This is a genomic window from Pseudomonas sp. LS1212, from assembly GCF_024741815.1.
Classification (GTDB): domain Bacteria; phylum Pseudomonadota; class Gammaproteobacteria; order Pseudomonadales; family Pseudomonadaceae; genus Aquipseudomonas.
The window spans coordinates 3,479,741-3,494,052 of the sequence record NZ_CP102951.1 but is presented as its reverse complement, the minus strand read 5'-3'; the positions used below and the strand labels follow the sequence as shown (position 1 = coordinate 3,494,052).

Sequence of the window (14,312 nt, the reverse complement as noted above, 5' to 3'; positions counted from 1 at the left end):
TAAGCATGAACGAGCAGACGCATGAACTGCTGGAGCAGGTCTTGATCGCACATGGCGGTCTCGAGCGCTGGAACAGCTTCAGCATCGTTTGCGCCACCCTGGTGACGGGTGGCTCACTATGGGGCATGAAAGGGCTGACGCAGGACGGCACGCCGCGCCAGATGACCGTCTGGCTGCACGAGCAGAGGGCCTCGATGATGCCTTTCGGCGCCCCGAATCAGCGGACCGTCTTCACTCCCGATCGAATTGCAATCGAAACAATTGACGGGCAGGTAGTTGCCGAGCGCCAGGCACCGAGGGAGTCCTTTCGTGGACACGGCGAAATATCACCCTGGGATCCACTGCACCGGGCGTATTTCAACGGTTATGCGCTCTGGTCCTACTTGACCATGCCCTTTCTGTTCACCCTGGCGGGTGTCGTGACCGAGGAGATCGAGCCCTGGTCCGAGGGGGCACAGCTTTGGCGCCGCTTGCGGGTGCGTTTTCCCGAGCACATCGTGACGCACTGTGAAGTGCAGGACTTCTATTTCGGCGAGGACTTCCTGCTCCGCCGGCATGACTACAGCGTGGACGTGAGCGGGGGGCTGCTTGCCGCTCAGTACGTGCATGACTATGTTGACGCAGAGGGGCTGCGCATGCCCAGCAAGCGACGCGCCTATAGGCGAGGGGCGGACGGGCATGCCGTCTGGGATGAATTGCTGGTGGCGATCGACCTCAGCGAAATCAGCTTTTCATAGCGTGCCTCTGGGCACCAAGCACCGGCCTGAAGAAAGTACGTTCATAGCTGAGACTGCGCTCGCGTGCGCAGCAGGCGCAAGGTTTCAAGATCGCCGGGGGCCTTACGGCCCCAGCGCAGCCTACGACAGCGGCTACAGAGTCCGTGTCAGCCATGGTTGGTCGATTATGCGCAAGTTCTGCGGCTCCCTGAGGTCCATCACCACCTCGTGCGCCGCTGGGGCGCAGTAGGCGGTGAATGGGACGCCACTCAGGAAATCGATTCGGCAATGGCTTTCGCGATACGTGGATCGCTGAGGTACCCAGCGATGGAATGGGCATCGTCATAGCCGTTTTCGATATCGGGATAGTTCTCGATGCCTGGGCCGAAATTGTCGTTGGTCAGGTTGGGGCGTAGCGCGACGAAATCTTCCGGGTCAGCGCCGTTGACCCAGCGCTGCACGTTATTGGGTTTGACCCGCGGCTTCGGGAAACCTTTGCGCACGCTGTCGATGCCCAGCGGTGAACCTAGCGTTATGAGCAGCGGAGATTGGCGCGGCCGGCCGTTCCTGGCGAATTCGCGCAGCAGGGAGTAGGCGACAATGGTGCCAAGCGAATGTGAAACGACTATCGCCGGTTCATCGTCCTCGAACAGCGGGCGCACCAGCTTGTTGACTTCGTCATGCACGTGCTGGTTGCGGATATAGGCGTGCGCCTGCCCCAGCACGCGCAAGGCGAGTGTGCCATGGGCCGGGGAAACGTTTTCGATTACCCGGGCAATCGCCTTGAGCCATTTCTTGTGTGGGCCAGCGCCCTGAGCGACCGCCGTTACCGAAACTTCGGCTTCAATTTGCGCTTGGGTTGCACCCATGCGCAGCGCCATTTCCTTAAGCGCATCGACGGCGAACTCATCGAAGTCCTCGGGCGCATCTTCGGCACCAAGCGCAATCGCCTCGCTTTTCACCTTGGCTGAACTGAGCTGCGCGAGCGTGTCGCCGTAGAATGCCGCTTCGATGCGCTAGAGCTTGCCAAGCGGATCGGGGCCATGCGTGGCATAAGTAGCCCGCAGGCTCTTGAGCCACTCATCGAGGATCTCCTGGGAGCTTTTGCCTTCCTGGTTGATACCGTGGACAAGGATCATGCACATGGTCTTTTCTCCGTGTCAGTTCATTACGTTGTCAGGAGTGATTCGAACTCGACTTCTTGACGGTGATACCGGCAAGCTTGATCAAAGCCTTGCGGCCGGCGGGCAGGGCGATGGTGAATAGGCCTGGCGCGAGATAGTCCATCGCTGCTAGTGCCTGCCTGCGCCAAGCCACTGCACTTGCATCGCAGTTTGCGGTTGCGACAGCGCCCCATGCCTGCCGCATCCACGGTATCCGACCGGCAATCGGATGTCGTTTGAATCCAGGGGTCTGGTCATAAGTGAAGCTTTGCTCCCGTTCTTCCGGTGTACGCGGTTCGCGAGCAGCGACCGCTGGTATGTCGGCGTAGAGGCGACCACCGTACTCGCTGATCGTACCGCCACCGTACAGAATGATATCGAGCGGAACTCCTGCTCATCGATGCTGTTGGCCGCAATCGTGCGGAAGATCTGGTGGCCTTGCTGACGCCGGTGGCCAAGGCCTTCCTGACCGACCTGGGTCTGGAAACCACGGTTCATGGCCAGCAGATTTTCGGCGGCCACGGTTACATCCGCGAGTGGGGCCAGGAGCAACTGGTGCGCGACGTGCGCATCACCCAGATCTACGAAGGCACCAATGGCATTCAGGCGTTGGACCTGGTCGGGCGCAAGATCGTCGGCAGCGGCGGGGCGTTCTATAACCTGATGAGCGATGCCTTGGCGCAGCCGCGGGCTGCACTCGGTCCAGTTTAATTTGCAACCGCGGCTAAGGTTTTCGTGAAAAACGGAAAGCGATTTCCCGGAAATGCCGGAAGAATGGTTTCGATGCGACCTCCGAGGCGGGGAGGCAAGGGGGCTATCTCGCTCACTATTTTCCCGTTGCTGTTACACCTGGAGGTGCGAATCCAGGCGGCACCTTGAGCCAAGGGAAGCCTTGCAACGCCATGTTATAACCGGTGTCGTAGAGCTTGCGCATGTACTCGTTGTCGAACTCTTCCTTGTGGGGGAAGTTGAAGCTCGTCGGTATGAATCCGAGGTTGAAGTCCACGTTGTCGCGCTGGGTGGTGGCATAGATCCGGTAGAGATCGCCGATGCCCTGGCTGTGGATCAACGAGGCGACCGAGCGCCCAGCGATGCTCATGGTGCGGCGCTCGACCTGCGCCCAGTCAGGATCGAGTCGCGCGTTGCGTATCACGTAGAGTCTACGCTCGCGGGTGAATCCTGCTTTTATCGCCTCCTCATTGACACGGATCCCGGCCGGATAAGCGAATACCTGCGCCATGATGCCACCGTCTACGTGCATTTCCTGATAGGTTTTACCGTCGACTTCCACATCGATCATCATTGGCGGAAATCCTCCCGGAATCGAGGCGGATGCGATCATGATTCTCACGAAAAAGTCCAATGCCTCAGGGCCACCATAGGTCGCGATTTTTCCCATGTCCCAGATAATGGGGCGTCGTGCATCGAGGTCTGCGGTGGCGATCAACAGAAAGCGGCCCTTCGCATATTCGGCGGCGATTTCCTTGAGCATGTCCGCGGTCACCGATTTGCGCGTCAGCTTCAACAGCGGTGCGTTGTCCGACATCGCATCGCCCAAAACGCCTACGACAAAGCTGCGCGGCAATATGACGTCTTTCGGCGATAAGGTGGTATAGACCCTCTTCAGCGTCGCGTCGTACTTCGGCCCAAGAAAGGCGAAAGGCGCAATCAGCGCGCCCGTGCTGATGCCGGTAACGAGTTTGAATTCAGGGCGCTTTCCTGTAGCCGTCCAGCCATTTATCAATCCAGCGGTGAACGCGCCATTGTCACCACCGCCCGAAATTGCCAGAAATACCGCTGGCGGTAGGGCCCCCTTATGCCCCTGCTTCACGAGGTAAGCCTGTTCTCGCCGCAGCGCTTCAAGCGCGACTCGGGTCAGCTCTGTCATGTCTCCGCCAGCGACATAACGCACCCCGGGCATTCCTGGGATCTCCGCTCTCGCCGTCAACTCGGACGGCACCGCGGATAGGCGAGGCGGCGCCCAGGCACAGCCTTGCATCAGTACAAACAGCGCCACAATCAGGCTAGTGATTTTCATAATCAACTATATATCCCGCTGTTCGACGGTTTTGATGGCGACGAAGCGAATGCTCGGGCGGCTCATTGCTTACACAGCATCGTTACCGTAGAGATCGCCCTTGGGTGTCCTGATTGGCTAATGGGCTCACCAAGGTCTCCGGCTGGTTTACTGCCATAAGCTTAGGTCATATGAGTGCGAATGCAGGCATCTGGGGCATGATGCCGTGCAGCTGCATACTTCTTCATTGTTGAAAAATAGCCCCTGTCCGCCTAACAGTCATTCAGATGCACGGCCAACCCTTTGCAGTCGTTCAGCTGCTATTTTCACAACCACCGATAATGGCCGTTTGCGAGGTCACGCCGGCGCGTTCACTGGCTGCATAAGCCGTATTCGTCGCGCATCTGAGCAACAGCGAAGCATGCACTGAGCTGGATTGATCGCGCATGCGCGCCACCACATGGCACGCAAGTTGCCGAAGTCGTCCGGCTGGCTGCGCGGCTAGAATGAACGCATCAGCCCCAATTCTGGAGAACCAGGATGATCAGCAAGAACACGATTTGTCTCTGGTACGACGGCACCGCGTTGGACGCTGCAAAGTTCTACGCCGAGACGTTCCCGGACAGTGCTGTGGGAGCTGTCCATCGCGCGCCTGGCGACTATCCGGCGGGCAAGCAGGGCGATGTCTTGACGGTCGAATTCACGGTGATGGGCATCCCTTGTCTCGGGCTGAACGGGGGGCCGGCTTTCAAGCACAACGAGGCTTTCTCGTTCCAGGTTGCGACCGACGACCAAGCCGAAACGGACCGCTTGTGGAACGCGATTGTCGGAAACGGCGGCCAGGAAAGCGCATGCGGCTGGTGCAAGGACAAGTGGGGACTCTCGTGGCAGATCACGCCACGCGCCCTGACGGCCGCGATAGCAGATCCTGATCGAGCGGCGGCCAAGCGCGCGTTCGAAGCCATGATGGGGATGAGAAAGATCGACATCGCTGCGATCGAAGCAGCTCTGGAGCGCTAACCAGCGCTGCTTGGGTCTGGGCGCTTGGATATGTCGTTTGCTGGCGAACTTGGAGAAGAGTATGCGCAAGCTCATCGTTGCCGCTTTCATCAGTATGGATAGCGTTATTCAATCGCCCGGCGGGCCTGAAGAAGATACCAGCGGCGAATTCCGCCTCGGTGGCTGGATAGTGCCCTACGCCGACGAAGCCTTCGGCCAGGCCGTGCAGGAGCTGTTTTCGCAGCCGTTCGAGTTGCTGCTGGGGCGTCGTACCTACGACATATTCGCGGCGTATTGGCCGCGGGTAACGGCCGACTCAGGCAGCCGCGCCATCGCTGACCTGTTCAACAGCGTGCCCAAGCACGTGGCCACGCATCGGCCCGATACGCTTGATTGGCAGAACAGTCATGCGTTGGAGGCAACCTTGCCGACGCGATACGCGCGCTCAAGCACCAGGACGGCGCCCACCTATTGACGCAGGGCAGCGGCGATATGGTGCGCCAACTGCTTGCAGCCGGGTTGGTGGACGAGCTTCGGCTTATGATTCATCCCATCGTACTTGGGCGCGGCAAGCGCTTGTTCGGCGACAACGCACATGACACCGGGGGCTAGATCAAAGTGATCCAAAATTGCCTGAGGGCGGCAAAAGGTTGCTTTTCCAGCTCAATATTTCCAGAAGGCGGGTGTGAGGAGGACCAGAACGGTCAACACCTCCAGACGGCCCAATAACATCCCGATCGTCAGAAGCCACTTCGCAGTATCGGGCAAGGTCGAGAAGTTTCCCGCCGGGCCAATAATAGGGCCCAGGCCTGGCCCCACATTACAAACCGCGGTTGCAGCGCCCGTTAGTGCAGTGGTCCAGTCCAGTCCAATCAGCGCCAACCCCAGGGCAATGGCGCCAATGGTGACCATGAAAAAGAACGTAAAGGTCAGCAGCGAACGAACAATTTCCTCATCCAGCGGATGGCCGTTGTATTTTTTACTGATCACGGCTCTTGGATGAATCAATTGCTTCAGACTGCTGATCAGCAGGGAAAAAGCCACTTGAAACCGAAAAATCTTCAAGCCGCCCGCAGTCGAGCCTGAACAGCCCCCGACAAAGGTCAAATAGAAGAACACCATGAGAGAGAAACTGCCCCACAAGGTGTAGTCTCCCAGAGCCACGCCGGTGGTAGTGACCACCGACGTCACGTTAACGGCAACGATACGGAATGCATCCAACCAATTGAAGTCACTGTGAAGGTGCAGCCAAGTGCCGAATACGAGCCAGGTAATCACAAGAAACCCGATAAAACCTTGTACTTGTTGGTCCTTCAGTAACGCCATCTTATTGCCGCGCAATGTGGCGACATACAAGGTAAAGGGTAAACTTCCGAGCATCATGACGAGCACCGCTACCCAGTGCACAGCAGGCTGTGTCCAGTGTGCCAACGAGGCATCAGATGTTGAAAAACCGCCGGTTGAAATCAGCGACATGGAATGATTGAAGGCTTCGAAAGGTGTCATCCCTGCGAGCCATAGAGCGAGCGTGCCCAGGGCGGTCAGCGCGAGATAGATCAGGAGAATGTATTTGGCTGCAACGTGTGAACGCGGGGTCACTTTCTCGGACCAATCAGAGGATTCGGTCTGAAAAAGCCGCATGCCACCGACTCGCAGCAGTGGCAAGATCGCTACTGCCATGCCGATAAATCCGATACCACCGAGCCAATGCAATAGAGAACGCCAAATCAGTAGACCGGGCGAGGCCGTGTCTAGCCCGGTAAATACCGTTGAGCCTGTCGTAGTTATCCCTGACATCGTCTCGAAGAAGGCATCGGTGTAACTAACATCTTGGAACATAACCATCGGCAAGGCGCCAAAAGCGCATACCACCACCCAGCTGGAAGTGGTCAGCAGGTACATATCCCGAGAACGAAGTTGAGGAGTTTCAGGGCGACCTCTAGCAATCAGGCCCAGCCCACAAATGAAGGTGATAAGGCTGGACCAAACGAAGGCGGGAAGGTCATCGTTGCGTTCGTGGAGCATCAAGGTGAGCATGGGGATAACCATGCTCACGGCCAAGGTGATCAGAAAAATCCCAAGGATGAAACCAATAAGCCGCAGTACGGGAAGGGGCATGTAGGAACTCTGATCTGTTAACACTAAGCATTGTCGTTATTGCGTTACACGCCTGCCGTAAAGTTTTCGTAAATTTCGTCGGTGAAAAATTGCTGCTTCCTACGTGAACACGGGGTCGCGCCGAGAGTCGGCAAGCTGGAAGTGAACGAGGCGCTAAAGTAGAAATACTCGCTTTTTTCCGGTTTTCGCATCAATACAACACGAGTCTGCAGTGCACCGGACACTGTTCAGTGACGAGCTCACATCCCAAGCCTTCTGCCATGCGAGCCTCGCGCTTTGCGTGGGGGCAGCTTTTTCCTAGCCAGCGACTACAAAAATCATAATTTCGCAAATCCCTGGCTCCGAACAGAATGCGGTCAACACCCCTACAGATAGCCGCAACCGCAGAACAACAATGATCAGAATCAGAGGAGGCAAGCCATGACCGACCTGAATCAAACCGCCTTTCAGAAGCACACCGACATGACAGTTGAAAAAATAGAAATAGATACGCTTGTTGTTGGCGCCGGTCAGGCCGGCGTAGCCATGAGCGAACATTTGAGCAAACAGGGAGTGCCCCACCTCGTCCTGGAGCGCAATCGTATCGCTGAAGCCTGGCGTACGGGACGGTGGGATTCGCTGGTTGCCAATGGTCCGGTCTGGCACGATCGCTTTCCCGGTCTGGAGTTCGACGGTCTCGACCCAGACGCCTTTGCCCCGAAAGAGCGGGTTGCGGATTATTTCGAAGCCTATGCCAAGAAGTTCAACGCCCCCATCCGCACCGGTGTGGAAGTGAAAAAGGTCGAACGCAATGCCGACCGGCCAGGCTTCACGATTGAAACCTCCGAGGGCGTGATCGAGGCCAACCAGGTGGTTATCGCAACCGGTCCGTTCCAGCGCCCGGTAATCCCGCCGATCGCACCTGAAGACGGGAAAATCACCCAGATCCACTCCGCCCAGTACCGTAATCCGCAGCAACTGCCCGAGGGGGCTGTTCTGGTGGTGGGTGCTGGGTCATCAGGAGTGCAGATCGCCGATGAGCTGCAGCGTTCCGGCAAGCAGGTCTACCTCTCGGTGGGCGCGCACGATCGTCCTCCACGTGCTTATCGTAACCGTGACTTCTGCTGGTGGCTGGGCGTTCTCGGCGAATGGGATGCGGAAGGCGTCCAGCCGGGCAAGGAGCACGTTACGATTGCCGTAAGCGGTGCGCGTGGCGGCCATACCGTAGACTTCCGCAGGCTCGCCCACCAGGGGATGACGCTCGTTGGCCTGACGAAATCGTTCAACGACGGCATGGCGACTTTCGAAGCGAACCTTGCAGACAACCTTGCCCGCGGCGATGAGAACTATCTGGCGCTGCTCGATGCGGCTGACGCCTACATTGCCCGCAATGGTCTCGACCTTCCGGAAGAACCCGAAGCGCGCACCATGTTTCCAGATCCGCAGTGTGTGAGCCAACCCATCCTCGAGCTCGATCTGGCCAAGGCCGGCGTGACCTCGATCATCTGGGCAACCGGCTATTCAGTTGATTACAGCTGGCTGAAGGTCAACGCCTTCAACGCCAACGGCAAGCCACAGCATCAACGCGGTGTCTCGAGCGAGCCTGGCGTCTATTTCGTCGGCCTGCCGTGGCTGTCGCGTCGTGGCTCCGCGTTCATCTGGGGCGTTTGGCACGATGCCAAGCATATCGCCGACCACATCGTCAAACAGCGCACCTACCTCGCCTATCGGGATGCCTCGCAACGCCAGGCAGAGGCTGATCGAGAGGACGGGCCTGATGGTCTTTGCCCCGAATCGCACATTCAGAAAGCCAGCATTATGGGAGTTATTTGATGCCTACACATACCCGCATCCGCATGTTCAATACCAAAGAAACCTACCCAAACCAGACGCTGGACAACGACCTGTGCCAAGCCGTGCGCGCCGGCAACACGATCTATGTGCGTGGCCAGGTAGGGACCGATTTCGAAGGCAACCTCATCGGCCTGGGCGACCCACGGGCGCAGGCCGAGCAGGCCATGCGCAACGTCAAGCAACTGCTGGAAGAAGCCGGCAGCGACCTCAGCCACATCGTCAAGACCACCACCTACCTGATCGACCCGCGCTACCGCGAACCGGTCTACCAGGAAGTCGGCAAATGGCTCAAGGGCGTGTTCCCGATCTCCACCGGGCTGGTGGTATCGGCCCTCGGCCAGCCGCAGTGGTTGATGGAAATCGATGTGATCGCTGTTATCCCTGACTGAAAGCTGCTGCACTCGATCATGCCGCGGTGAGTGCGACCTCAGAGAGCTCGTTTACACCAGTAAACTGCGCCACTGCGGTCCCACTCGCCTTGCCTGGCTTTCGCTCGCGACGCTTTCAGCATCTTTTATTCAAGGAGGCTTTATGACCTTTTCCATCGTCGGCCGCTGTGCCGAAACCGGCCAGTTGGGCATCGCCATCAGCTCCTCGAGCATTGCCGTGGGCGCGCGTTGTCCCTGGCTGCGCGCCGGCGTCGGCGCGGTGGCCACGCAGAACATTACCCTGCCAGCGCTTGGCCCGCAGATCCTCGACTTGCTCGATGCCGGTCAGGAGCCCGCCGCGGCCTTGGATAGGGCGCTGAGCAGCAATGGCTATAGCCAGTACCGCCAGGTCGCGGTTATCGACAGCCAAGGGCGCACTGCAATGTTCAGCGGCGCTCAGGCGCTCGGCAACAGCAATGCCTTGGCTGGCGAGCATTGCGTTGCCGCCGGCAATCTACTGGCCGGGACTGAGGTTATCGCGGCCATGGTGGGTGCCTTCGAGCAGGCAGGGGGTAGTTTGCCCGATCGACTGCTGGCAGCCATGTACGCCGCCGTTGCCGCAGGTGGTGAAGCGGGGCCGGTGCATTCGGCGGCGCTCTCGGTGGTCGGTGAGTTGACTTGGCCGATTGTCGACCTGCGGGTGGACTGGGCCGACGAGGACCCGATCGGGCAGCTCGACCAGCTCTGGCAGGCTTATCGCCCGCAGATGCAGGACTACCTGACCCGTGCCCTCGACCCGACCGCTGCCCCCAGCTACGGAGTGCCGGGCAACGAGTAACGCGGTGCACAACCGTAGGATGGGTATCGCGCTGCGATACCCATCAATTAACTCATACCCTCACCGCCACGCCCAAGGAGTCCCGTCCATGCCCACCAGCCGTGACCTGCTGGCCAAGCTGATTGCTTTCAATACCGTCAGCCGCGAGTCCAACCTGGCGCTGATCGAGTTTATTCGCCAATACCTCAACGACCTGGGGGTGGCGTGCGAGCTGGATTACAACGTCGAGCGGACCAAGGCCAACCTGTTCGCCACTATCGGTCCGAACGATCGTGGCGGTGTGGTGCTGTCCGGCCACACCGACGTGGTACCAGTGGCGGGCCAGGACTGGACGGTCGAACCGTTCCAGCTGACCGAGCGTGACGGCAAGTTGTACGGGCGCGGCAGCGCCGATATGAAGGGTTATATCGCCTCTGTACTGGCAGCCGTGCCGCGCTTTCTCGCCCAACCGCTGAGCGTGCCCGTGCACCTGGCCTTCTCCTACGACGAAGAAGTCGGCTGTCTGGGCGTGCGTTCCTTGTTGGCCGAACTCGAGCAGCGGCCGCACAAACCCATCGCCTGCATCATCGGCGAACCGACTGAGCTCAAACCTGTGCTCGGTCACAAAGGCAAGTTGGCCATGCGCTGCCAGGTGCAGGGCGCCGCCTGTCACTCGGCCTATGCACCGCAGGGGGTCAACGCCATCGAATATGCGGCGCGCTTGATTGGCAAGTTGGGCGAAATAGGCGAGCAATTGGCGCACCTGGAATTGCACGACCCTCGCTTCGACCCGCCATTCTCGACCGTGCAGACGGGCATGATTCAGGGGGGTAGGGCACTGAACATAGTGCCGGCCGAGTGCCAGTTCGACTTCGAGATACGCGCGCTGCCGGACTTCGATGCTCAGCAGGTGGTCGATCAGCTTGCCGGCTATGCCGAAAGCCAGCTGTTGCCGTCGATGCATGCGCGCAGCAGCAACAGCGCTATCGCTTTTCAGCCCTTGTCAGCCTACCCGGGTCTGGCCACCGACCCGCACAGCGAAGTGGCTGAACTGCTCGCGCTCATCAGCGGCAGCCGCGAATTCGTCACCGTGGCCTTTGGCACCGAGGGTGGCCTGTTCTGCCAGGCCGGCATCCCCACCGTAGTCTGCGGCCCGGGCAGCATGGATCAAGGGCATAAGCCGGACGAGTTCGTCAGCCAAGAGCAGCTCGACGGCTGCGATGCCATGCTGGGGCGATTAACGGACTGGTTGCAGCGCGGCGTCTGATTCACATTTTGCCCACCATCCGCTTCACGGCCGGCTGGTGGGATTTGTCCGAGGAAGAGTAGCGACAGCATGAACCCCAGATGGCATGCGCGATGTCTTCGAGCACACGCGCAAGGATGTCGATGCGATCAACCAGTCCGCGGCCAAACTGGGCGATACAGCGCTGGCGCTGAAGAACGGTCTGCAGGTATTGCGCACTTAATGGGGTTCGGCGGTCGACGCTATGCCGAGCCGCCTGTCCCCAGCTGCTCCTTGCAGTAATCCACGAACAGCCGCGCTGGCTTGGTCAGCTGGGCGCGTTTGAGCCAGGCCGATACCAGACCTGAGGTCGTCACCTGCTCGGCGATGTCCACCGTCACCACCTTCTTGCCGTCGTAGGTGCATTCCGAGTGCGGCCGGGTGACCAGCAGGGAGAAGCCGAAGCCTTGGCCGACCATGCCGCGCACCATTTCGATCGACGGCGAGCTGAAGACGATGTTCGGGGTTAGCCCCAGTTCGGTGAAGATGCTCACGAAGTACGTACGACTCGGCTGTACGTCGAGCAGGATCATCGGTTCCAGGCACAGGTCGCGCAGAGAAACCTGGGCCTGCTCCGTGAACCGATGACCCTCGGGCAGCAGCGCATAGGGCTTCTGCGGTGGCATCAAGGGCTCGGTTTCGATGGTGTTGTCGAGGTCGTGTTCATAGAGAAAGGCCAGGTCGAAGGTCCCGGCAGTGAGACCCTGGACCAGTTCCTGCTGCTCGCCATCGCGTATGCGGATGTCCACCCCCGGATAACGCTGACGAAAGCCGGCGATCAGGCGCGGCAAGTACAGTGGCGCCACCGTCTCGAAGCAACCGATGTCGATCTGCCCGGCGACTATGTCGTTATCCGCCATGGCGTTCTGCTCGAACTCATGGGCCATGCGCAGCAGCTCTTGGGCCTTGCGGTAGAAGCGCGCGCCGCTCGGGGTGAGCGACACGCCCTGGGCGTGGTGACGAATGAACAGCTGCACGCCAAAACTTTCTTCCAGCCCCTTGACCGCCGTGGAGATCGACGGCGTGGCGATGTACAGCTTGCGCGAGGCCTCGGCCACGCTGCCAGCCTCCACGGTGGTCACGAAATATTTGAGTTGGCGCAAGGTATAGGTAGCCACGGGAACCTCTATTGGGTTGGTACTGCCCGGCTCACGAGCAGCTTGTAGCTTGCTGTGCCGGGTTACGGCGGGCTTCGTGGTCCGGCTGGTCCCGATACGTTGGTCGAACGCCCTGTATGCGCGCTGGCACAAGGGCGATGCGGAGCAGGTCAAGCTCGCCCGTTGAGTCTGCACCATACCCCAGCTGCGCGTTTTTGGGGATTCGCTCTGCCGAGCTTTTTTATAGGTCCCAAGCATATTTTTAATAATTTTCCTCTGCCCAGGTATGCCGCACTATCGAACCCTACTTTACAGATACATGACCGCAACGGTGGTCGATGAGGGAGTGCAGCGTGTTAGATCTCAGCTATTGGTAACAGCGGGCGGCCCGCCAAGGGTTTATAGACAAGGCGCTGATCGGCGGCCGACAGGTGGCTGCCGCCTCCGGGCTCACCTTCGACGTGATCAATCCGGCGACTAACCAGGAGCTGGCCAAGGTGACCGCCTGCGGCGCGGTTGAGGTCGACCTGGCGGTACGCAACGCACGCCAGGCTTTCGAGCAGGGGCCCTGGGCGCGCTTGGCGCCGGGCGAGCGCAAGAAGGTGTTGCTGCGCTTGGCCGAGTTGATGCTGGCCAACCGCGAAGAGCTGGCGTTGCTCGATTCGCTGAGCATGGGCAAGCCGGTTATGGACGCCTGGAACATCGACGTGCCGGGTGCGGCGCACGTGTTTGCCTGGTACGCCGAGAGTCTCGACAAACTTTACGATCAAGTGGCGCCCACCGGTCGCGATGTATTGGCGACCATCACTCGCGTACCGCTGGGGGTGATCGCCGCGGTGGTGCCGTGGAACTTCCCGCTGGACATGGCCGCCTGGAAAGTTGCGCCGGCGTTGGCTGCCGGTAACAGCGTCGTGCTCAAGCCTGCCGAACAATCGCCGTTCTCGGCATTGCGCCTGGCCGAATTGGCGCTTGAGGCGGGCGTACCGGCCGGGGTGTTCAACGTGGTGCCGGGGCTGGGCGAGGGCGCCGGTCGTGCCCTGGGTCTGCACATGGACGTGGATGCTCTGGCGTTCACAGGCTCCACCGAAGTCGGCAAGTACTTCATGCAGTACTCGGCGCAGTCCAACCTCAAGCAGGTCTGGCTGGAGTGCGGCGGCAAGAGCCCGAACCTGATCTTCGAGGATTGCCAGGACCTGGACCTGGCGGCAGAGAAAGCGGCATTCGGGATTTTCTTCAACCAGGGCGAGGTCTGCTCCGCCAACTCGCGGCTGCTGGTGCAGCGCTCGATTCACGACGAGTTCGTTGAGCGCCTGACCGCCAAGGCCCGCCAATGGCTGCCTGGCAACCCGCTGGATCCGGCGAGCAAGAGCGGTGCGATCGTCGATCCCCGGCAAACCGAAAGCGTGATGGGCTACATCCGTCAGGCCCGCGAAAGCGGTGCAACGTTGGTCTGCGGCGGCCGCCAACTGACCTTCGACGGCTCCAGCAACTTCATCGAACCGACCCTGTTTACTGGCGTAACCGCCGACATGCAGCTGGCCCGCGAAGAAGTATTTGGCCCGGTACTGGCCATCAGCGTCTTCGACACCGAAGACCAAGCGATAGCCATGGCCAACGATCACATCTACGGCCTGGCAGCCTCGCTCTGGAGCGACGACCTCAACCGCGCCCACCGCGTTGCCGGGCGCTTGAACGCCGGCACGGTGTCGGTGAACACGGTCGATGCACTGGATGTCACGGTGCCGTTTGGCGGTGGCAAGCAGTCGGGCTTCGGCCGGGACCTTTCCTTGCACGCGTTCGACAAATACACCCAATTGAAAACCACTTGGTTCCAACTGCGTTGACGCCGCATGGCTACAGGTTGTGGCGGTTGCGATGACTACCTTTCTATAACAAAAA

12 protein-coding genes and 2 pseudogenes are annotated in these 14,312 nt (G+C 59.7%); 9 read left to right on the top strand and 5 right to left on the bottom strand.

Annotation, left to right across the window (positions count from 1 at the left end):
* Positions 1-5: 5 nt before the first annotated feature.
* The gene (locus NVV94_RS16295; RefSeq protein ID WP_258443412.1) at positions 6-737 is read left to right on the top strand and encodes a hypothetical protein; all 732 of its coding nucleotides are present in this window, start codon (positions 6-8) and stop codon (positions 735-737) included.
* 248 nt (positions 738-985) lie between these two features.
* Here NVV94_RS16295 and NVV94_RS16290 read toward each other — a convergent pair whose 3' ends face one another.
* Complete coding sequence (locus NVV94_RS16290) at positions 986-1,678, bottom strand: hypothetical protein (RefSeq protein WP_258443411.1); 693 nt, start codon at positions 1,676-1,678, stop codon at positions 986-988.
* 54 nt (positions 1,679-1,732) lie between these two features.
* A complete protein-coding gene (locus NVV94_RS16285) occupies positions 1,733-1,861 on the bottom strand; it encodes a hypothetical protein (protein WP_258443410.1) in 129 nt (42 codons plus the stop codon).
* Positions 1,862-2,278: 417 nt separating this feature from the next.
* On the opposite strand from NVV94_RS16285, the pseudogene NVV94_RS16280 reads away from it, so the two are divergent.
* Positions 2,279-2,557, top strand: a pseudogene (locus NVV94_RS16280) (acyl-CoA dehydrogenase family protein); the annotation flags it as partial.
* A gap of 148 nt (positions 2,558-2,705) precedes the next feature.
* Here NVV94_RS16280 and NVV94_RS16275 read toward each other — a convergent pair.
* On the bottom strand, positions 2,706-3,767 hold the full coding sequence (locus tag NVV94_RS16275) for a patatin-like phospholipase family protein (protein WP_258443408.1): 1,062 nt from the start codon (positions 3,765-3,767) through the stop codon (positions 2,706-2,708).
* A 669-nt stretch (positions 3,768-4,436) separates the two neighbouring features.
* Between NVV94_RS16275 and NVV94_RS16270 the strand changes: the two genes are divergently transcribed.
* Entirely contained in the window at positions 4,437-4,916 is a 480-nt protein-coding gene (locus NVV94_RS16270; RefSeq protein ID WP_258443407.1) for a VOC family protein, read from the top strand.
* Positions 4,917-4,977: 61 nt separating this feature from the next.
* Positions 4,978-5,489 (top strand): annotated as a pseudogene (locus tag NVV94_RS16265) (dihydrofolate reductase family protein); the annotation flags it as partial.
* A gap of 69 nt (positions 5,490-5,558) precedes the next feature.
* Here NVV94_RS16265 and NVV94_RS16260 read toward each other — a convergent pair.
* Complete coding sequence (locus NVV94_RS16260; protein ID WP_258443406.1) at positions 5,559-7,013, bottom strand: TrkH family potassium uptake protein; 1,455 nt, start codon at positions 7,011-7,013, stop codon at positions 5,559-5,561.
* A 420-nt stretch (positions 7,014-7,433) separates the two neighbouring features.
* On the opposite strand from NVV94_RS16260, the gene NVV94_RS16255 reads away from it, so the two are divergent.
* The 4 genes from NVV94_RS16255 to argE all read left to right on the top strand — a co-directional run bounded on the left by NVV94_RS16255 (position 7,434) and on the right by argE (position 11,298).
* Positions 7,434-8,825, top strand: a complete 1,392-nt coding sequence (locus tag NVV94_RS16255) for an NAD(P)/FAD-dependent oxidoreductase (RefSeq protein ID WP_258443405.1) — start codon at positions 7,434-7,436, stop codon at positions 8,823-8,825.
* Entirely contained in the window at positions 8,825-9,235 is a 411-nt protein-coding gene (locus NVV94_RS16250) for a RidA family protein (protein WP_258443404.1), read from the top strand. The genes NVV94_RS16255 and NVV94_RS16250 overlap by 1 nt, the downstream gene beginning before the upstream one ends.
* A gap of 142 nt (positions 9,236-9,377) precedes the next feature.
* On the top strand, positions 9,378-10,052 hold the full coding sequence (locus NVV94_RS16245) for a DUF1028 domain-containing protein (protein WP_258443403.1): 675 nt from the start codon (positions 9,378-9,380) through the stop codon (positions 10,050-10,052).
* A gap of 88 nt (positions 10,053-10,140) precedes the next feature.
* Entirely contained in the window at positions 10,141-11,298 is a 1,158-nt protein-coding gene (gene argE / locus NVV94_RS16240) for an acetylornithine deacetylase (protein ID WP_258443402.1), read from the top strand.
* 221 nt (positions 11,299-11,519) lie between these two features.
* Here the strand turns inward: argE and NVV94_RS16235 are convergent, their stop codons facing one another.
* A complete protein-coding gene (locus NVV94_RS16235) occupies positions 11,520-12,434 on the bottom strand; it encodes a LysR substrate-binding domain-containing protein (RefSeq protein WP_258443401.1) in 915 nt (304 codons plus the stop codon).
* 380 nt (positions 12,435-12,814) lie between these two features.
* On the opposite strand from NVV94_RS16235, the gene NVV94_RS16230 reads away from it, so the two are divergent.
* Entirely contained in the window at positions 12,815-14,257 is a 1,443-nt protein-coding gene (locus tag NVV94_RS16230; protein ID WP_258447723.1) for an aldehyde dehydrogenase, read from the top strand.
* Positions 14,258-14,312: the final 55 nt, after the last annotated feature.